General features: G+C 61.8%; 19 protein-coding genes. 12 read left to right on the top strand and 7 right to left on the bottom strand.

Features of this window, described 5'->3' with window-relative positions; all coding sequences use genetic code 11:
- Positions 1-13: 13 nt before the first annotated feature.
- Positions 14-904, bottom strand: a complete 891-nt coding sequence (locus AACH39_RS10925) for a LysR substrate-binding domain-containing protein (RefSeq protein WP_215779813.1) — start codon at positions 902-904, stop codon at positions 14-16.
- A gap of 105 nt (positions 905-1,009) precedes the next feature.
- On the opposite strand from AACH39_RS10925, the gene AACH39_RS10920 reads away from it, so the two are divergent.
- The 7 genes from AACH39_RS10920 to AACH39_RS10890 all read left to right on the top strand — a co-directional run bounded on the left by AACH39_RS10920 (position 1,010) and on the right by AACH39_RS10890 (position 7,727).
- Complete coding sequence (locus tag AACH39_RS10920; protein WP_252346135.1) at positions 1,010-1,402, top strand: CidA/LrgA family protein; 393 nt, start codon at positions 1,010-1,012, stop codon at positions 1,400-1,402.
- On the top strand, positions 1,395-2,084 hold the full coding sequence (locus tag AACH39_RS10915; RefSeq protein ID WP_215779816.1) for an LrgB family protein: 690 nt from the start codon (positions 1,395-1,397) through the stop codon (positions 2,082-2,084). Before AACH39_RS10920 ends, AACH39_RS10915 begins: the two co-directional genes overlap by 8 nt.
- Positions 2,085-2,259: 175 nt before the next feature.
- Positions 2,260-3,393: an alpha/beta hydrolase gene (locus AACH39_RS10910; RefSeq protein WP_338619949.1), complete on the top strand. Its 1,134-nt coding sequence runs from the start codon at positions 2,260-2,262 to the stop codon at positions 3,391-3,393.
- A 53-nt stretch (positions 3,394-3,446) separates the two neighbouring features.
- Positions 3,447-4,661, top strand: coding sequence for an MFS transporter (locus AACH39_RS10905; RefSeq protein WP_338619948.1), 1,215 nt, complete (start codon positions 3,447-3,449; stop codon positions 4,659-4,661).
- 13 nt (positions 4,662-4,674) lie between these two features.
- Positions 4,675-5,739 (top strand): NAD(P)-dependent alcohol dehydrogenase, encoded by a 1,065-nt coding sequence (locus AACH39_RS10900; RefSeq protein WP_338619947.1) that lies wholly within the window; start codon positions 4,675-4,677, stop codon positions 5,737-5,739.
- A gap of 62 nt (positions 5,740-5,801) precedes the next feature.
- Positions 5,802-6,719 (top strand): AraC family transcriptional regulator, encoded by a 918-nt coding sequence (locus AACH39_RS10895; RefSeq protein WP_215779824.1) that lies wholly within the window; start codon positions 5,802-5,804, stop codon positions 6,717-6,719.
- 159 nt (positions 6,720-6,878) lie between these two features.
- Positions 6,879-7,727 (top strand): transposase, encoded by an 849-nt coding sequence (locus tag AACH39_RS10890; RefSeq protein WP_338619945.1) that lies wholly within the window; start codon positions 6,879-6,881, stop codon positions 7,725-7,727.
- 104 nt (positions 7,728-7,831) lie between these two features.
- Here AACH39_RS10890 and mnmE read toward each other — a convergent pair whose 3' ends face one another.
- From mnmE to rpmH, 5 genes are all read right to left on the bottom strand, one after another.
- Entirely contained in the window at positions 7,832-9,184 is a 1,353-nt protein-coding gene (gene mnmE / locus AACH39_RS10885; protein WP_338619944.1) for a tRNA uridine-5-carboxymethylaminomethyl(34) synthesis GTPase MnmE, read from the bottom strand.
- Between the two features lie 68 nt (positions 9,185-9,252).
- Positions 9,253-10,929 (bottom strand): membrane protein insertase YidC, encoded by a 1,677-nt coding sequence (gene yidC / locus AACH39_RS10880; RefSeq protein WP_215779832.1) that lies wholly within the window; start codon positions 10,927-10,929, stop codon positions 9,253-9,255.
- 16 nt (positions 10,930-10,945) lie between these two features.
- Positions 10,946-11,155, bottom strand: coding sequence for a membrane protein insertion efficiency factor YidD (gene yidD, locus AACH39_RS10875; protein ID WP_215779834.1), 210 nt, complete (start codon positions 11,153-11,155; stop codon positions 10,946-10,948).
- Positions 11,131-11,493 (bottom strand): ribonuclease P protein component, encoded by a 363-nt coding sequence (rnpA, locus tag AACH39_RS10870; protein ID WP_215779836.1) that lies wholly within the window; start codon positions 11,491-11,493, stop codon positions 11,131-11,133. Before rnpA ends, yidD begins: the two co-directional genes overlap by 25 nt.
- Positions 11,494-11,499: 6 nt before the next feature.
- Positions 11,500-11,634 carry a 50S ribosomal protein L34 gene (gene rpmH, locus AACH39_RS10865; protein ID WP_008955801.1) on the bottom strand — a complete coding sequence of 45 codons (135 nt, stop codon included), beginning with the start codon at positions 11,632-11,634 and terminating at the stop codon, positions 11,500-11,502.
- 307 nt (positions 11,635-11,941) lie between these two features.
- On the opposite strand from rpmH, the gene dnaA reads away from it, so the two are divergent.
- From dnaA to AACH39_RS10840, 5 genes are all read left to right on the top strand, one after another.
- Positions 11,942-13,375 (top strand): chromosomal replication initiator protein DnaA, encoded by a 1,434-nt coding sequence (gene dnaA, locus AACH39_RS10860; RefSeq protein ID WP_215779838.1) that lies wholly within the window; start codon positions 11,942-11,944, stop codon positions 13,373-13,375.
- A 46-nt stretch (positions 13,376-13,421) separates the two neighbouring features.
- Entirely contained in the window at positions 13,422-14,528 is a 1,107-nt protein-coding gene (dnaN, locus tag AACH39_RS10855) for a DNA polymerase III subunit beta (RefSeq protein ID WP_215779841.1), read from the top strand.
- A gap of 54 nt (positions 14,529-14,582) precedes the next feature.
- A complete protein-coding gene (gene gyrB, locus AACH39_RS10850; protein WP_338619939.1) occupies positions 14,583-16,973 on the top strand; it encodes a DNA topoisomerase (ATP-hydrolyzing) subunit B in 2,391 nt (796 codons plus the stop codon).
- A gap of 336 nt (positions 16,974-17,309) precedes the next feature.
- Entirely contained in the window at positions 17,310-17,609 is a 300-nt protein-coding gene (locus AACH39_RS10845; RefSeq protein WP_338619938.1) for a hypothetical protein, read from the top strand.
- Positions 17,610-17,637: 28 nt separating this feature from the next.
- Entirely contained in the window at positions 17,638-18,114 is a 477-nt protein-coding gene (locus tag AACH39_RS10840) for a hypothetical protein (RefSeq protein WP_338619936.1), read from the top strand.
- Positions 18,115-18,281: 167 nt separating this feature from the next.
- On the opposite strand, the gene AACH39_RS10835 is transcribed toward AACH39_RS10840, so the two are convergent.
- On the bottom strand, positions 18,282-18,755 hold the full coding sequence (locus AACH39_RS10835) for a hypothetical protein (RefSeq protein WP_338619934.1): 474 nt from the start codon (positions 18,753-18,755) through the stop codon (positions 18,282-18,284).
- Positions 18,756-18,788: the final 33 nt, after the last annotated feature.

Below are 18,788 nucleotides of genomic sequence, written 5' to 3'. Positions count from 1 at the left end.
GGCCCCCGCCGGCTCAGCCCAGCGGATGAGCCTGGCGCGTCAGCGCGATGAAAGCGCGTGCCGCGAAAGACAGGCTGGCACCCTGGCGCCAGACCAGCGCCAGCCGCCAGCGCAGATCACTGCCGGTCAGCGGGCGCAACACCACCCCCTCGACCGCATGGCGCTGCGCCACGATGTCCGGCAACAACATCGCCCCGGCCCCGGCCGCCACCAGCGCCAGACCGAAACCGGGCTGACCAATGCGCGCCACTTCGCGCGGCGTAAAGCCGACCGACTGACACGCCTCGCGAATCAGCCGGTTGAGTACGAAACCATGCTCGAACATCACCAGCGGCGTCTCCGCCAGCGCACCCAGGGCAATCTCTGACTGGCCGGCCAGCGGATGCGAGCGCGGCAGCGCCACCCGGATCGGATCGTCATGAACAAACAACATCGCCATGTCCTCGCGCAACGGCAGGATGGTCGCCGCCAGCTCGATCTGCTCATCACGCACCGCCGCCGCCAGCTCCTCGCCCCCGCGCTCCAGCAGCGACAACTGAATCGCCGGATACTGCTCACGAAAGCGCGCCAGAATCGGCGCAAAAATCTCGCCACTCCCCAGCGGCGGCAGACCCAGCCGCAACTCGCCCCGCTGCAGCGCCGTCATATCCTGCAGATCCGCCAGCAGCCGCGCCCGGCCGGCCAGCAACTGGCGCGCGTGCTCCAGCACCAGCTCGCCCGCTGCCGTCACCTTCAGACCGACCCCGCGCTTGCCGCGCTCCAGCAACACCACCCCCAGCTCGTCTTCCAGTTGATGAATGGCCTTGCTCAGTGCCGGCTGGGTGATATGCACCCGCTCTGCCGCCCGGGCGAAACTGCCGCTCTGCACCACTTCCTCGAAGTACTTCAGTACGCGCAAGTCCATTGAATAACCAAAAGTTATCTAATCATGTAATTGTATTCATTATATTTATTTTTCAGCCGTGCATATACTCTGAATCCTGTTCCTTCGTGTTTCTCGAGGTTGATCGTGAAGTTGTCTCGTCTGTTGCGCACCGTGGTGCAAGTCGCGCTGATCTGCCTGCTGCTGTGGCTGTGCAACCTGCTGGTGGCCTGGAGCCACCTGCCCCTGCCGGGCAGCGTGCTCGGGCTCGGCATCCTCGCCCTGCTGCTGATCGGCAAGGTGGTGCCGGAAAACGTGGTCGAGCTGGGCGCCGCCTGGCTGCTGGCCGACATGCTGCTGTTCTTCATTCCGCCGGTGGTGGCCGTGCTCAAATACGGCACCCTGATCAGTCAGAGCGGCCTCTCCCTGTTCGTGGTACTGCTCGGCGGCACCGCCACCGTGATGATCGGCACCGCCCTGGTCGTCGATCGGGTCTTCGCCTTCGAAACCCGCCTGCGCGAGGGGAAACAACATGCCTGACTATCTCTGGGCCCTGCTCAGCCTGGCCGTCACCCTGACCCTGTACTACCTGGCCAAGCACCATTACGGCCAGACCCGCCGCTTCTGGGCGACCCCGCTGCTGGCGGCGCCGGCCGGCGTCATCCTGCTGGTGTACTCGCTGCAGATCCCGCTGAATGACTATTTCCGCTACACCCACTGGCTGGTGATGCTGCTCGGGCCGGCCACCATTGCCTTTGCCCTGCCGATCTACCGCCAGCGCCAGATGATCCTGCGCTACCCGATCACCATCCTGTCCGGCGTCGTCACCGGGCTGATCCTCGGGCTGGCCTCCAACTGGGCCCTGGCCCATCTGATGGGGCTGCCGGCGGTACTGGAACGCAGCGTACTGCCACGCTCGGTGTCGACACCCTTTGCCCTGCAGGTCTCGGCCAAGTTCGGCGGCATGCCCGACATCACCGCCATGCTGGTGGTGCTGACCGGCCTGATCGGCATGCTGTGCTGCGAACCGCTGTTCAAGCTGACGCGCATCCGCACCGCCCATGGCCGTGGTGCCGGCCTCGGCTCCTCCGCCCATGGCGCCGGCACCGCCAAGGCCCATGAACTCGGCCTGGAAGAAGGCGTGATCTCCAGCCTGACCATGATCTTCACCGGCATCGGCATGGTACTGCTGGCCCCCCTGGTCGCCAGCTGGCTGAATTGACCCCCTGACTTGAGCAAAACACCGGCGTCTTGCAGGATCAGGCAAGAAACCTGCAGGACTGAGATACCGGTTTTCAGCCCCTCCCCCCTAGACTTTCCTCCGTGTCATGTCGCCACCGAACCCGGCCGGTGGCGACCCGACGACAGCCCGTCTTGATTACACGGAGGCCCCTGCCATGTTTGCATCAACCCCCCGCTTTCCCTCCCTCGGAGGCTTGCTGTCGCTGTGCTCGGCACTGCTGATGAGTTCACTGCCACTCCTGTCCAAGGCAGACACCTTGCCGGCACAAGGCAGCGCCATGCACCTGAGTCAACAATGGGACAAGACCTTCCCCGAAAGCAGCAAGGTCAATCACCGCAAAGTCACCTTCGTCAACCGCTACGGCATCACCCTGGTGGCCGATCTGTATCTGCCGAAACAACACCCGGCCGGCCCCTTGCCCGCCATTGCCGTCAGCGGCCCATTCGGCGCCGTGAAAGAACAGTCCTCCGGACGCTATGCCCAGACCATGGCCGAGCGCGGCTTTGTGACCCTGGCCTTTGATCCCTCCTACACCGGAGAAAGCAGCGGCACCCCGCGCAATGTCTCCTCACCGGAAATCAACACCGAAGACTTCATGGCCGCCGTCGATTATCTCGGTCTGCAAGCCAACGTTGACCGCCAGCGCATCGGCATCATCGGTATCTGCGGCTTCGGCGGCATGGCCCTGAATGCCGCTGCCGCCGACAAGCGCATCAAAGCCGTCGTCACCACCAGCATGTACGACATGTCGCGCGTCATGGCCCGTGGCCTGGGCGACAGCATGAGCGACGCCCAGCGCAACCAGGTATTGACCTTCCTGAGCGAGCAACGCTGGAAAGACGCCGCCGCCGGCCAGCCGGCCCCCGGCAGCCACAGCTTTGCCTTCGATGCCGAGGGGAAAGTGCTGATGACGGCACGCGGCCTGCCGGAAACCCTGCCGGCCAACCCGCACCCGGTGCTGCAGGAATTCTTCGAGTACTACCGCACCCCGCGCGGCTACCACAGCCGTTCCGTCAACTCGACCGGTGCCTTCACCGCCACCAGCGCCATGGCCTTCATGAACATGCCCCTGATGAGCCACATCCAGGACATCGCCCCGCGGCCGATCCTGCTGATCGCCGGCGAACAGGCCCACTCGCGCTATTTCAGCGAAGACGCCTACCGGGCGGCGGCAGAACCAAAACAGCTGCTGATTATCCCGGGCGCCAACCACGTCGACCTGTACGACCGCATGGACGTCATCCCCTTTGACACCATCACGGCCTTCTTCAACCGCAACCTGAAATGACACGGCGCCGGGGGCATGGCCTCCGGCCAACCGGTGTCCGAGAACGAACCCGAATGCCACCAACCCAAGCCATCCCGCCGCCGGCACGCGCCGCCGTCTGGTCGCTGTCCCTGTGCGTCGGCCTGCTGATCGCGGCCGAATTCATGCCCGTCAGCCTGCTGACCCCCATGGCGCGCGACCTGCAGGCCACCGACGGCATGGCCGGACAAGCCATCTCCCTCTCCGGCCTGTTTGCCGTGCTGGCCAGCCTGACCATCGCCCGCCTGACTGCCCGTCTGGATCGCAAGCGGGTCTTGCTCACCCTGGCCGGCTTGATGCTGCTGTCACTGCTGCTGATGGCGCAGGCGGCAGACTTTACCGGCCTGATGCTGTCGCGTGCGCTGCTGGGACTGGTGATTGGCGGCTTCTGGTCCCTGGCGACCGCCACCGTCAGCCGACTGGTGCCGGCGCCCGCCGTCCCGGCCGCGCTCGGTACCGTCTACATGGGCAACGCCGTCGCGACCACCCTGGCCGCCCCGCTGGGCAGCTACCTGGGCGGCCTGATCGGCTGGCGCGGCGTATTCTGGCTGCTGGTGCCGCTGGCCGCCCTCAACCTGCTGGCACTCTGGCGCACACTGCCGGTCATGCCCCGTCAGGCCGCACGCGCCACGACATCACCCTGGCAGCTATTGCGACGGCGTCATGTCCGCCTGGCCCTGCCGGCCGTCATGCTGACCTTTGCCGGCGCCTTCTGCGCCTTCACCTATTTCCGGCCCTTCCTCGAGCAGCAAGCCCACGTCAGCCCGCAGCAACTGTCGCTGATGCTGTTCAGCCTGGGCATTGCCGGCCTGGCCGGCACCCGCCTGGCCACCGCCCTGCTGCCGCGCCATCTCTATCGCCTGCTCGGCCGCGCGCCCCTGGCGCTGACCCTGGTGACCCTCGCCCTGCTGATGCCGGGGGCCAGCCTGTGGGAGGTGGCCATGCTGCTGTTTGTCTGGGGCTGCCTGAACGCCGCCATCCCGGTCGGCTGGTCCGCCTGGCTGGCGCTGGGCGTGGCCGACCAGCAGGAAAGCGCCGGCGGTCTGCTGGTCGCCGGCATCCAGCTGGCCATCCTGCTCGGCGGCCTGCTCGGCGGCACCTTGCTCGACCATCTGTCGATCCAGGCCACCCTGCTTGGCGCCGGCAGCCTGATGCTGCTGGCGACCCTGCTGCTGGGCAACGGCCAGCAACTACAACCGGCACGACCGCCCGAAAGGCAAGCCTTACTCCCCAACCCTGTGGAACCATGAAGAAAGGACAATCATGAGCACATCAAACGTTAAAGCTTATGCGGCCACCTCCGCCACCACCCCGCTGGGCCCCTATCCGATACAGCGTCGCCGGGTGCGCGACAATGACGTCGAAATCGACATCCACTACTGCGGCGTCTGCCATTCCGATCTGCATACCGCCCGCAACGACTGGAACTGGACGGTGTACCCGATCGTTCCCGGCCACGAAATCATCGGCAAAGTGAAAGCCGTCGGCCCCGGCGTCACCCGCTTCAAGGTCGGCGACACCGTCGGCGTCGGCTGCATGGTCGATTCCTGCGGCCACTGTGCCGCCTGCGAAGACGGCTACGAGCAGCATTGCCACAGCGGTGCTACCTTTACCTATGGCTGGCCCGACAGCGAACTGGGCGGCATCACCCAGGGCGGCTATTCCGAGAAGATCGTCGTCAACCAGGACTTCGTCCTGCGCGTACCCGATCAACTCGACATGGCCAGCGCCGCCCCCTTGCTGTGCGCCGGCATCACCACCTGGGCCCCGCTGCAGGAAGCCGGCATCGGTCCGGGCAGCAAGGTGGCAGTCGTCGGGCTCGGCGGCCTGGGCCATATGGCCATCAAGCTGGCCAGCGCCCTGGGGGCGGAAGTGACCCTGATGACCCGCTCGGCCGGCAAGGAACAGGAAGCCCGGCGCCTGGGCGCCCACCATGTCGTGGTCAGCGGCGACGAAGCCAGCATGACGGCGGTGGCCAATCAGTTCCATCTGATCGTCGACACCGTGCCCTATGAACATGACCTGAACCCGTACCTGCCGACCCTGACCCACAAGGGCAAGCTGGTGCTGGTCGGCTACCTCGGCCCGCTGGAACCGACACTCAACTCGGTGGTGATGATCATGGGCGGACGCAGCCTGGCCGGATCGATGATCGGCGGCATTGCCGCCACTCAGCAAATGCTGGACTTCTGCGGCGAACACCACATTGGTGCCGATATCGAGGTGATTCGCATGCAGGACATCAATCAGGCCTATGAGCGTATGCTCAAGAGTGATGTGAAGTACCGTTTCGTCATCGACATGGCCTCCCTGAAGCAGGAAGGCTGACAGACACCGGGCCGCCTCGCCTGTGCCGGCGGCCCGGCAGAAACACAGAGGAAAACCTGCCCATGAACCTTGCCAGAGACACCGATTCAGCCGCCATGCTGGCCCGGCTGGGCACCATCATCGCAGCCCGCACCGTCGGCAACGAAGACCGGGAATCCGGCATTCCGAACCTGAGCTTCTACCGGCGCGAAAACCGCACCGAACCCTGTGCCTGTCTGGTGGAACCCAGCCTGGTGCTGGTGGTACAGGGCAGCAAGCAGATGCTGGTGGGCGACCAGCACTATCCCTACAATGCCGAACATTTTCTGCTGACCGCCATCGACCTGCCGGCCAGCTCGCAAGTCCTGGAGGCCAGCCAAGACACCCCCTGCCTGGGCATGGTGCTGCGCCTCGACCTGAGCATCATGAACGAACTGATCGCCCAGGGCGGCCTCTGCCCGCCGCCGGAGCGCCCGGCCGGCGGCCAGTGCATGGCCCAGGGCAAAGTGACCCCGAGCCTGCTCGACGCCTTCTGCCGCCTGCTGGCCCTGCTCGACCAGCCGCAACACCTGGCCGTGCTCGGCCCCCTGATCCAGCGCGAAATCCACTACCGCCTGCTGGTCAGCGAACAAGCCTCGCGCCTGTGGCACATCCTCTCCGCCGGCAGCAACAGCCAGCGCATCGCCCGCGCCATCGACTGGCTGAAAACCCACTACACAGAACCACTGACCATCGACGAACTGGCATCCCGGGCACAAATGAGCCCCTCCAGCCTGCACCACCACTTCCGCCAACTCACCGCCATGAGCCCGCTGCAATACGTCAAATGGCTGCGACTCAACGAAGCCCGGCGCCTGATGCTCAACGACGGACTGGAAGCCGCCACCGCCGCCTTCCGCGTCGGCTACGAAAGCCCGTCCCAGTTCAGCCGCGAATACGGCCGCCTGTTCGGCCTGCCCCCCAAGCGCGACATCAGCCAGATGACACGACAAAGCGCCTAGCCCAGTCACCCAGGGGTCAGGTCTTGTATTTTGCATCGAGACGCAAAATACAAGACCTGACCCCGTCATGATGGCCTTCCTGTTTTCTGAAGTTGCAGGCGGCAGGAAATCGTTGGCACATCCAGGCATCCAAGCGGTTTTGTCAGTGCGGAGGCTTCGATGTCCAGACCGTTACGTATCGAATTTGCAGGGGCAACTTACCATGTCACCACACGAGGTAATCAACAGCAGCAGGTGTTTCTGGACGAGCACGACCGGACTGGCTTCCTCACCCTGCTGAGTGATGTTTGCACGCATTTCAACTGGCAGGTCTATGCCTACTGCCTGATGGGCACCCATTACCACCTGCTGCTGCAAACCCTGCATGGCAACTTGTCCAGAGGCATGCGCCAGCTCAACGGCGTCTATACCCAGACGTTCAATCGTCGCCATCAGCGGGTGGGGCATGTGTTTCAGGGGCGATATCACGCGGTACTGGTCGATGCCGATGCGCATCTGCTGGAGGTCGCACGCTACGTGGTGCTGAACCCGGTCCGTGCCGGGCTGGTGCAACAGGTCGCGCAGTGGCGCTGGAGCAGCTACTCGGCCATGCTGCAAGACAGCACAAGCCCCTGGCTGGCCACCCGCAGCCTGCTGGCGATGTTTGCCGAAGATCGTGCCATGGCGCGCCTGCACTACCGGCAATTTGTCCAGCAAGGCCTGAGTGCGGCCTCCCCCTGGCACCAGTTGCAAGGGCAGGTGTTTCTGGGCGATGACGCCTTTGTCGCGCAAATGCAGCGCCGGGCCAAAAAAGTCGTGTCCGTGCCGACCGCCAGTGAAATCCCCAGGGTCCAGCGCCGACTGCCGGCACCAACGCTGACCCAGTGTGTGAGTCAAACCTCAGACAGGAATGAAGCCATCCGGCTGGCATGGCAGAGCGGCGGCTTTACCCTGGTACAACTTGCCGCTTATTTCGGCCTGCACTACGCCACCATCAGCCGGATCATTGCAGGGAAAAAGGCCGGCTGAAGCATCACGCCAAGACGGCGCAAAGACGGCGCGCAAAGACGGGGTCAGGTCTTGTATTTTGCATCGAGACGCAATAAACAAGACCTGACCCCGTCTTGGATGCTTTATTTGCCGATGCAGAAGCGGCTGAAGATGACGCCCAGCAGGTCGTCCGAGCTGAATTCGCCGGTGATCTCCGACAAGGCGTGCTGAGCCAGTCGCAGTTCTTCGGCGAAGATTTCGATCTGCTGCCAGCCGGTGGCGGCCAGTTCCAGATGGTGGGCGGCGCGGGCGATGGCGTCCATGTGGCGCGCCCGGGCCAGATACACCCCCTCGCTGCCGCCGCTGAAGCCAATCATCTGCAACAGCCGCGCCTTGAGCAGATCCACCCCGTCCTGCGTCTTGGCTGAAAGGTACACCGCCGGGTGGCCGTGGTGGGTGTCCTGCTGGGCGACATCGTCGGTCAGGTCGATCTTGTTGAACACAAAGACCAGCGGCAGGCTGGCCGGCAGCCGCGCCAGAATCGCCTCCAGCGCCTCGTCCACCCCCTCCTGACTATCCACCAGCACCAGCGCCAGATCCGCGGTTTCCACCGCCTGCCAGGTACGCTCGATGCCGATGCGCTCGACTACATCATTGGTCTCGCGCAGACCGGCGGTATCGATAATGTGCATCGGCACCCCGTCCAGCACGATTTCCTCGCGCACCGTATCGCGGGTAGTGCCGGCGATGTCGGTGACAATCGCCACCTCATCGCCGGCCAGCGCGTTCATCAGGCTCGACTTGCCGACATTCGGCTGGCCGACCAGCACCACATGCATACCCTCGCGCAGAATCGCCCCCTGACGCGCGGTGGCACGCACCTTTTCCAGCCGCTCGCGCAACGTTGCCAGCTTGCCGGTGGCATCCGCCGCCTTGAGGAAGTCGATGTCCTCCTCCGGGAAATCCAGCGTCGCCTCGACCAGCATGCGCAGCGTGATCAGCTCGTCAGTCAGCGCATGAATTTCGTCCGAGAACGCCCCCTTGAGCGACTTGAGCGCACTGCGCGCCGCCGACTCGCTGGCTGCGTCGATCAGATCGGCCACACTCTCCGCCTGCGCCAGATCCATCTTGTCGTTGAGGAAGGCCCGCTTGGAAAACTCGCCCGGCTCGGCCAGCCGCGCCCCCAGCTCGACACAACGCGCCAGCAGCATGCGCATCACCACCGGCCCGCCATGTCCCTGCAACTCGATCACATCCTCGCCGGTAAACGAATTCGGCCCGGGGAAATACAACAGCAGCCCATTGTCGATGGCATGGCCGTCGGCGGCCAGGAAATCGGTATACAGCGCATAACGCGGCTTCGGCGTCTTGCCGCCGGCAATCGCGCTGGCAAACGGCAGCAGATCGCGGCCGGAAATGCGGATGACGCCGACACCGCCGCGACCGGGCGCGGTAGCGATGGCACAGATGGTGACCGGACTGTAGGCAATGGACATGGTCGACTCTTGAAAGTGAAAAAGCCCAACCGCAGGCGGTCGGGCTCGTGGATCAGATCAGCCGTGAATCAGCTCTGTTGAGCAACCTTCTTGGCCTGTTCGATCGAGCGGTTGATGTACCACTGCTGCGCGATCGACAGGATGCTGTTGACCGTATAGTAGAGCACCAGGCCCGCCGGGAAGAAGAAGAACATGATCGAGAATGCCAGCGGCATGATCTTCATCATCTTCGCCTGCACCGGATCGGTGGGCGGCGGGTTCAGGAACGTCTGCAGGAACATGGTGGCCATCATGATGATCGGCAACAGGCCGACCGGCATGTGAATCACCGGAATGGTAAACAACGCTTCCGGACGAGCCAGGTCGGTGTACCACAGAATCCACGGCGCCTGACGCAGCTCAACCGACGACAGCAGCGCCCAGTACAGACCGATGAACACCGGGATCTGGATCAGCATCGGCAGGCAGCCGCCCAGCGGATTGACCTTCTCGCTCTTGTACATTTCCATGACCGCCTGCTGGAACTTGACGCGGTCATCACCGAACTGTTCCTTCAGACGCTCCAGACGCGGCGACAAGGCCTTCATCTTGCCCATCGAGCGATACGAAGCCGCGGTCAGCGGGTAGAACACCGCCTTGACGATCAGCGTCAGCAGGATGATGGCCCAGCCCCAGTTCGACACCAGACCGTGCAGCTTGGTCAGCAGCCAGAATAGCGGCGAAGCGAAGATATAGAAGATACCGTAGTCCTTGGAGTACTCCAGGCCATCCGCCACCTTGGTGATGGTGCTGTACTCTTCCGGGCCGGCATACAGCGGCACGGTCAGGTCAAAGGTCTTGCCCGGGGCGATCGGCTTCAGATCCAGCAGCGCGTCAGCCGAGTACAGACCATCCCTGGCACCCATGTCGAAGCGGCAGCTCTTCACCGCCAGGCACACGTCCTGGCCACCGGTCGGCTTCATCAGCCAGGCGGTCATGAAGTAGTGCTGCAGCATGCCGATCCAGCCACCGTGACCGTCCTTGGTGTAATCGCCCTTGCCCTTGACCAGATCGTCAAACTTCACCTTCTGGAACTTGTTGGCTTCGGTGTACACCGCCGGACCGGTAAAGGTCTGGGCAAAACTGCTCGCGCCTTCCGGTGCCTTGCCGTCGCGCATCAGGCGATAGTAGGCCGTCGGCGCGATCGGGGTGCTGCCGCCATTGGTGATCTCATAACGCACGCCGATGTCGTAGGAACCGCGCTTGAAGATGTAGATCTTGCTCACCTTGACGCCGTTGGCATCCGGGGCAGTCAGCTTCACTTCCAGCGAGTCACCGGTCAGCTGATAGCTTTGCTGAGCCGAGGTGAACACGGTCTTGTGCGTCGGCAGAGCCGGGTTGCTGTCCGCCAGCAGACCGGTCTGAGCCACATACACACGGCCATTGGTGTCGGTCAGCAGATCGAACGGCTTCTTGGCATCCGTGGTCGAGTCATGCTTCAGCAGCTGCAGGGAACGCAGATCGCCACCCGTGGTGTCGATTTCGGCGTGGATCAGGTCAGTATTGACCGTGATGCGCTGACCACGGGCCAGCTTGTCCACTTCTGCGGCACTGGTGTTGCCGGCAGGTTGGGCCGCGGCGCTGGCCGAGGCGGTCTGGCTTTGCACGACAGCGGCGGGCTGCGGCTTGGGCGCGAATTTTTCCTGCCAGATCAGCAGAATGCCCAAGGACAGCACGATAAACAGGATAAGGCGCTTGGAATCCATCTTGGTTACCGGAAAGTTAGGGTACCGGGTCATAGCCGCTGCCGCCCCAGGGGTGACAGCGCGCAATCCGTTTTGCCGCGAGCGCGGTGCCTTTGCAGGCACCGTGTTTCCTCACTGCTTCGATCGCATAGCTAGAACAGGTGGGCATAAAGCGGCACCGGGGCGCGAGCCACGGGCTGATGGCCAGCTGATAGAAACGGATCAGGAGGATGAGGAGTCGCGACATCGAGCTAGTTTAGCAAACAGAGCCGACAATGCGATGACAGCTTCGGAACTTTTGTCGCGATCAAAGACAAGCTTGGAGCGCACTACAAAGTCCATGCCACCGAGCTGGTGCTGGTTGAGCCGGAACCACTCGCGCACGGTGCGCTTGATATAGTTGCGGCGAACCGCCCGTTTGGCGACCTTCTTGCCGACCACCAGACCCAGACGGGGGTGGCCCAGATCGTTCGGCCGGGCAAACACCTGAAAGAGAGCATTGCTGCGTGCCTGCCGCATACCAAAAACGGATGAAAAATCATCCGTTTTCAGAAGCCGGTGGGCGCGGCGAAAGCTGTAGTCCAAGTCCGGTTATACGGCCAGACGCTTACGACCCTTGGCGCGGCGAGCAGCCAGGACGGCGCGGCCACCACGGGTCTTAGAGCGGACGAGGAAGCCGTGGGTGCGCTTGCGGCGCGTGGTAGAAGGCTGATAAGTACGCTTCATGATGCGGTGTTCCTATTATCGAAACGGTAAAGAGATAAACGCGAGATTTGACAACATGTTACAGGAAAAGTCAACCGCTAATTTTTTATGCGCCTGTGGATAACTAGGGCAAAAACCATTAGAATGATGGCTGTTTGCAGAACCCCGGCCGAGTCCTTGTGCCTGAACCAACCAACAGGTGCCAACCGGGGTCCTTCGTATCCATGCCGAATACCGCTCCGGGCGCGGCAACGCGCCGGAGCTCCCGCCGCCTTCCAGCTCCGGATCACGGCGGGATTTTGCTTTAAGAACATTGCGTAAAACATTAATGACCGAACTGGATCAATTCTGGCCGCTGTGCCTGGCTCGCCTGGAATCCGAACTGTCGTCGCAACAGTTCAATACCTGGATCAAGCCACTGGCCGCTGAAGCAAACGAAGACTGCGTTGCGCTGCTCGCGCCCAACCGCTTCATCATGCAGTTCATCAAAGACCGCTTCCTCGGCCGCATCGAGGAAATCGCCGTTGAACTGATGGGAGAAGTGCCGGTTGAACTGCGCCTGGGCACGCCGCAGGCACGCCCCGCGCGCAGCGAACCCGTGGCCGCCGCCCCGGTCAGCGCGCCTGCCGCCAGCAAAACCCAGAGCGGCGACAACGCGCCCGCCGCCCCGGCCGCGCCGTCCATCATCACCCCGTCGCGCCAGGCCGCCGCGGTCAAGGCCATTGGCGCCGGCCACGAAAGCACCCGCCTCAACCCGGCCTTCACCTTCGACACCCTGGTGACCGGTAAAGGCAACCAGCTGGCCCGCGCCGCCGCCGCCCAGATCGCCGACAACCCCGGCGACCCGGCCTACAACCCGCTGTTCGTCTACGGCGGCGTCGGCCTCGGCAAAACCCACTTGATCCAGGCCATCGGCAACCACGTCTATCAAAAGTCGCCGCAGGCACGCATCCGCTATATCCATGCCGAGCGCTACGTCGCCGACATCATGCGCGCCTACCAGCACAAAGCCTTCGACGAGTTCAAGCGCTACTACCACTCGCTCGACCTGTTGCTGATCGACGACATCCAGTTCTTCTCCGGCAAGAACCGCACCCAGGAAGAATTCTTCTACGCCTTCAACGCCCTGATCGAAGGCGGCAAGCAAGTCATCATGACCTGCGACACCTACCCGAAACAGATCGAAGGCATGGAAGAACGCCTGATCTCGCGCTTCTCCTGGGGCCTGACGGTCGAAATCCAGCCGCCGGAACTCGAAATGCGCGTGGCGATCCTGATGAAAAAGGCCGAAGCCGACAACATCAAGCTCGACCACAACGTGGCCTTCTTCATTGCCCAGAACATGCGCTCCAACGTGCGCGAACTGGAAGGCGCGCTCAAGCGCGTGGTGGCCTACGCCCGCTTCACCAACCAGAGCATCTCCATGGAGCTGGTCAAAGAAGCGCTGAAAGACATCCTGGCCGCCGGCAACCGCCAGGTCACCGTCGACACCATCCAGAAAACCGTTGCCGACTACTACAAGATCAAACTCTCGGACATGCACTCCAAAAAGCGCAGCCGGGACATTGCCCGCCCACGGCAAATTGCCATGGCGCTGGCCAAGGAGATCACCCAGCTGAGCCTGCCGAACATCGGCGAGGCCTTCGGCGGGCGAGACCACACCACCGTGCTGCACGCCTGCAAGACCATTGCCGAAATGCGCACCGTGGACAGCGACATCGCACACGATTACGAAACATTGCTATCCATGCTTCGCAACTGATGGCCATGATTAATTCACCACTCGTTCCTCTTCGGGAGTCCGGAACATGCTGATTCTGCAAGCCGAACGCGATGCCCTGCTCAAGCCGCTGCTGGCGGTGACAGGCATTGTTGAACGCCGCCACACGCTGCCCATCCTTTCCAACGTACTCATTGAAAAGAAGGGCGCCGAAGTCGGCTTTCTCGCCACCGACCTGGAAATCCAAATCACCACCGCCAGCGCCGAAGCGCTGCCGGGCGAAGATTTTCGACTGACCACCTCGGCCAAAAAGCTGCAGGACATCCTGCGAGCCATCCCGGACAAGGCCAGCGTCACCCTGGAACAACAGGACGGACGCCTGACCCTCAAGGCCGGCAAATCGCGCTTCAACCTGCAGACCCTGCCGGCCGAAGACTTCCCCCTGCTGCCGGTCAACGGCAGCCCGGAAGCCAGCTTCAGCGTCAGCCAGCGCGAACTGCGCCGCCTGATCTCGCAAGTGCAGTACGCCATGGCCGTCCAGGACATCCGCTACTACCTCAACGGCCTGCTGATGCAGACCGAAGGCAACCAGGTGCGCCTGATCTCCACCGACGGACACCGCCTGGCCTTCTCCTCCACCCAGGTCGAAGCCAGCCTGCCCAAGGCCGAAGTCATCCTGCCGCGCAAGACCATCCTCGAGCTGTACAAACTGCTCGCCGACAGCGACGACGCCATCAACATCGAGGTACTGGCCAACCAGGTGCGCTTCACCTTCGGCTCCACCGTCATCATCAGCAAGGTGGTGGACGGCAAGTTCCCCGACTACAACCGCGTCATCCCGCTCGACAACGACAAGATCTTCCTGATCGAGCGCGTGACCTTCCTGCACGCCCTGCAACGCGCGGCCATTCTCGCCAACGAGAAATTCCGCGGCGTGCGCCTGGTGCTCAAGCCCGGTGCCATGTCCATCCTGTGTACCAACAGCGAACAGGAAGAAGCCGAAGAAGAACTGGAAATCGGCTTCACCGGCGGCAGCCTGGAAATCGGCTTCAACATCAACTACCTGCTGGACGTGTTGACCAACCTGCCGGCCGACACCCTGCAGCTGGCGTTTGGCGATGCCAACCGCAGCGCGCTGTTCACCATCCCGGACAACAGCGACTTCAAATACATCGTGATGCCGATGCGCATCTGACGCGCGCGGGGGCAGCCGCCCCCGCACTGACAGACACACGAAGAAGAAGGTTTTATGAGCGAACAGGAATACGGCGCGGACAGCATCAAGGTACTCAAAGGCCTTGATGCCGTACGCAAACGCCCGGGCATGTACATCGGTGACACGCAAGACGGCACCGGCCTGCACCACATGGTGTTCGAAGTACTCGACAACGCCATCGACGAAGCCCTGGCCGGCCACTGCGACACCATTCGCGTGATCATCCACCCGGACAACTCCATCTCGGTGGAAGACAACGGCCGCGGCATCCCGACCGACATCCACCCGGAAGAAGGCCGCTCCGCCGCCGAAGTCATCATGACCGTGCTGCACGCCGGCGGGAAATTCGACAGCAACAGCTACAAGATTTCCGGCGGCCTGCACGGCGTGGGCGTCTCGGTGGTCAACGCCCTGTCCGACTGGCTGCGCCTCAAGGTGTGGCGTGACGGCAAGGTGCACGAAATGGAATTCCGCCATGGCGAAGCCGTGGCGCCGCTCACCGTCACCGGCCACACCACCCACCGTGGTACCGAAGTGCACTTCCATGCCGACGGCGAAATCTTCGGCAACATCGAATTCCACTTCGACATCCTGGCCAAGCGCATCCGCGAACTGTCCTTCCTCAACAACGGCGTCGCCATCACCCTGATCGACAAGCGCAACGGCAAAGAAGAAAACTTCGCCTACTCCGGCGGCGTGGCCGGCTTCGTCGAATACATGAACCGCAACAAGACGGTGCTGCACCCCAAGGTGTTCTACGCCATTGGCGAGAAAGACGGCATGAGCGCCGAAATCTCGATGCAGTGGAACGACTCCTACCAGGAATCGGTACAGTGCTTCACCAACAACATCCCGCAACGCGACGGTGGCAGCCACCTCACCGCGCTGCGCCAGGTGATGACCCGTACCCTGAACCAGTACATCGACGAAGGCGGTGACGCCAAAAAAGCCAAGGTGGAAACCACCGGCGACGACATGCGCGAAGGCCTGACCTGCGTGCTCTCCGTCAAGCTGCCTGACCCGAAATTCTCCAGCCAGACCAAAGACAAACTGGTGTCGAGCGAAATCGGCCCGGTGGTCAACGAAGTGGTCGGCGAAGCGCTGAAAAACTTCCTGCTGGAAAACCCCAACGACGCCAAGATCATCTGCGGCAAAATCGTCGAAGCCGCCCGCGCCCGCGAAGCCGCGCGCAAGGCACGCGAAATCACCCGCCGCAAGGGCATCATGGACGGGCTGGGCCTGCCGGGCAAACTGGCAGACTGCCAGGAAAAAGACCCGAAAATGTCCGAACTGTACCTGGTCGAGGGTGACTCCGCCGGCGGTTCGGCCAAGCAAGGCCGCGACCGCAAGTTCCAGGCCATCCTGCCGCTGAAGGGCAAGATCCTCAACGTGGAAAAAGCCCGCTTCGACAAGCTGCTGCAAAGCCAGGAAATCGCCACCCTGATTACTGCGCTCGGCTGCGGCATCGGCAAGGAAGAATACTTCCCGGACAAGCTGCGCTACCACCGCATTATCCTGATGACCGATGCCGACGTGGACGGCTCGCACATCCGTACCCTGCTGCTGACCTTCTTCTACCGTCAGATGCCGGAACTGGTGGAACGCGGCCACATCTACATCGCCCAGCCGCCGCTGTACAAGGCCAAGCACGGCAAACAGGAACGCTACCTCAAGGACGACTACGAACTTGACCAGTACCTGCTGCAACTGGCCCTGGACAAGACCGAGCTGATCCCGCGCGAAGGCGCCGCCCCGCTGACCGGCGAAGAGCTGGGCAAGGTGGCACGCCAGTTCCTGCTGGCCCGCGCCGCCATCGAACGCGAAAGCCGCGTCATCGACCCGCTGCTGCAGGAAGCCATGCTCAAAGTACCGCGCCTGTCGCTGGAAACCGAGCAAGAGGCCAATGCCGCCATCAGCCAGCTCAACGCGCAGATCCCGGCCGACGACCTGGCCCTGGAACTGATGCACGACAGCAAGAACGACGGCTCGATGATCAAGATCATCCGCAAGCTGCACGGCAACGTGATGGTGTCGGTGCTGGACCAGGACTTCCTCGACTCCAACGATTACAACGAGCTGGTACGCACCGGCGACATGCTGCGTGGTCTGCTGGGCGAGGGCGCCTGCGTGCGCCGCGGCGAAACCGTGCGCCCGGTGAGCGAGTTCGGCGAAGCACTGGACTGGCTGCTGGCCGATGCCAAGAAGGGCATGAGCATCCAGCGCTACAAAGGTCTGGGCGAGATGAACGCCGAACAGCTGTGGGAAACCACCATGGACCCGACCGTGCGCCGTCTGCTCAAGGTACGCATCGAAGACGCGATGAGCGCCGACGATGTGTTCACCACCCTGATGGGCGACAACGTCGAACCGCGCCGTGCGTTTATTGAGAGCAATGCGCTGATTGCGCGGAATATTGATGTTTGATGTTGTAGGTAGTCAGAGTTAGTGAGATTTTTTAGCAAAAAGTGAGAAAGTCTCAAGCCCGAACAGAGCCCCGCAAATTGCGGGGCTTTTTCTTGGGCCATTTCCCCCCTGGTGACTCGTCAGCGTCGCTGCCTAGTCGAACCCGGGATGGCGCCGATCTGGTGACGCTGCTATGTGCGCTGCAAAGCTGTGAGTTGGCCGTAATCGCCCCACGACCCATGCCGACCAGGCACACAGGGATTACTGCTAGATCGCCAACAGTTTGAGACCTGGTTCAATGCACGCCTGCCTGAGAAGGCTGAGTTTGCTCTGGCTGCGGCAGCACGCTACCTGGGCTTGAAAGAGCATGTGCTGTACTGGCTGCGTGATCGGGGCCTACTCGACTTACCAGGAAAGAGATGCAACAAAACAAAGCTGCGCTTGAGTCGGGCCAGCCTGGATCGCTTCAAAGAACGCTACGTCTGGGGGCATGGCTTGGGTGAGCTGACTGGATTCGGCGAAAAATCGGCATCACGCGCCATGCTGCGCCGAGGCGTGTGGCCGATTACCGGGTCAACAGTAGATGGCGGCACAACCTATCTGTTTCTACGAGCAGATGTCATGGCTTATCTGGATCGCATGGCACAAGCTTTGTAAGCTACGACAAAAGAATAGGGGAAAACAGATGCTGGTTTTTCTGGATACCGAATTCACGGCGTTTCATAACCCGGACCTCATCAGCATTGCGCTGGTCAGCGAGCATGGCCACGAATTCTACGCCGAGCGAACCGATTTTCGTCGAGAAGACTGCACGGACTTCGTGCTGCAAACGGTCTTGCCACTGCTTGGCCGGATACCTGGTGCGGCCTGTACTTTGATCGAGCTATCAGATCGGCTTCGCCGCTGGTTTGATGGGCTGCCGGAGCCTGCGACTGTCGTTTTTGATTTTCAAACAGATTGGGATTTGCTTCTGCGAGCGCTTGTTCTTCGGGTAGGTGACGTCGCCCCCAAGAACCTAAAAGACAAGCTTCTGATCAGCCCTGACATTGAGAATTCGCCGTTTTTCGCAGAGGCGTATCTCCTAGCGTTGAATTCAGGATTACCTGAACACCATGCATTGGGGGATGCCCGGGCTCTGCGCAATGTTTACCAGCATGAATAGAGTCATAACGGCAACTTGGACCACACTCAACTCAAAGACTCTTTAGAAAGATACGGAGTAACTACCCAAACCAGTCCGAATTGCTACCTCAGTTGAGGTATACCAACAGAAAAAAATCAATTAAGGATCTAACCGCCTCAGCTATCTGAAACCAAATGTGAGCAGCCTCATTCCGGCAGAGGATCAGTTGGATGAACACTAAAATTCAGATCCTCTAGGCGCACCCTCTCGGTCTCAAGCTCTTCAATGGCCTTCTTAAGCATTCGCCCTTTGATTGTGTGTTTTCGTTCTGTGCTGTCGTAGACACGGAGCTCCCTTGGGCGCCACTTCAACGTAACATGACCACAAGGTACCAGACCTACGACGTTGCGACGAGGCTGAATTTTTTCGCCTGCATTCAGCCGATAGACACTTGGGAAGAAGCTCTCCCCCGTTTGGTCAATTACCTCAAGTCGCTCGAAGTAGATGGCCGTAGACGTCGGGTTAATGATCTTGACTCCCAGAGCGAGAAATGTTCCGACGCCGTCGCCATTGATTTCAGTTGTGGCGTAGCAAATTATTTTCAGGCGAGAACGGTCCGTGACCGATTTGATCACGCTCGGTACTAGTGCGCCGATAACGCGACTAAGAAACTCCACCATCGATTGCACTCCTAATCGCGAGTAAAGCGAGGG

This window comes from Paludibacterium flexuosum (assembly GCF_037076605.1).
Taxonomy (GTDB): Bacteria; Pseudomonadota; Gammaproteobacteria; order Burkholderiales; family Chromobacteriaceae; genus Paludibacterium.
This window is presented reverse-complemented; position numbering and strand designations above follow the sequence as displayed.

What these genes read in the sequence shown, in the direction of transcription:
- AACH39_RS10925 (WP_215779813.1), bottom strand. Translation starts at nt 904, where the DNA reads ATGGACTTGCGCGTACTGAAGTACTTCGAGGAAGTGGTGCAGAGCGGC.
- AACH39_RS10915 (WP_215779816.1), top strand. Translation starts at nt 1,395, where the DNA reads ATGCCTGACTATCTCTGGGCCCTGCTCAGCCTGGCCGTCACCCTGACC.
- AACH39_RS10910 (WP_338619949.1), top strand. Translation starts at nt 2,260, where the DNA reads ATGTTTGCATCAACCCCCCGCTTTCCCTCCCTCGGAGGCTTGCTGTCG.
- AACH39_RS10905 (WP_338619948.1), top strand. Translation starts at nt 3,447, where the DNA reads ATGCCACCAACCCAAGCCATCCCGCCGCCGGCACGCGCCGCCGTCTGG.
- AACH39_RS10900 (WP_338619947.1), top strand. Translation starts at nt 4,675, where the DNA reads ATGAGCACATCAAACGTTAAAGCTTATGCGGCCACCTCCGCCACCACC.
- AACH39_RS10895 (WP_215779824.1), top strand. Translation starts at nt 5,802, where the DNA reads ATGAACCTTGCCAGAGACACCGATTCAGCCGCCATGCTGGCCCGGCTG.
- AACH39_RS10890 (WP_338619945.1), top strand. Translation starts at nt 6,879, where the DNA reads ATGTCCAGACCGTTACGTATCGAATTTGCAGGGGCAACTTACCATGTC.
- mnmE (WP_338619944.1), bottom strand. Translation starts at nt 9,184, where the DNA reads ATGTCCATTGCCTACAGTCCGGTCACCATCTGTGCCATCGCTACCGCG.
- yidC (WP_215779832.1), bottom strand. Translation starts at nt 10,929, where the DNA reads ATGGATTCCAAGCGCCTTATCCTGTTTATCGTGCTGTCCTTGGGCATT.
- yidD (WP_215779834.1), bottom strand. Translation starts at nt 11,155, where the DNA reads ATGTCGCGACTCCTCATCCTCCTGATCCGTTTCTATCAGCTGGCCATC.
- rpmH (WP_008955801.1), bottom strand. Translation starts at nt 11,634, where the DNA reads ATGAAGCGTACTTATCAGCCTTCTACCACGCGCCGCAAGCGCACCCAC.
- dnaA (WP_215779838.1), top strand. Translation starts at nt 11,942, where the DNA reads ATGACCGAACTGGATCAATTCTGGCCGCTGTGCCTGGCTCGCCTGGAA.
- dnaN (WP_215779841.1), top strand. Translation starts at nt 13,422, where the DNA reads ATGCTGATTCTGCAAGCCGAACGCGATGCCCTGCTCAAGCCGCTGCTG.
- gyrB (WP_338619939.1), top strand. Translation starts at nt 14,583, where the DNA reads ATGAGCGAACAGGAATACGGCGCGGACAGCATCAAGGTACTCAAAGGC.
- AACH39_RS10840 (WP_338619936.1), top strand. Translation starts at nt 17,638, where the DNA reads ATGCTGGTTTTTCTGGATACCGAATTCACGGCGTTTCATAACCCGGAC.
- AACH39_RS10835 (WP_338619934.1), bottom strand. Translation starts at nt 18,755, where the DNA reads ATGGTGGAGTTTCTTAGTCGCGTTATCGGCGCACTAGTACCGAGCGTG.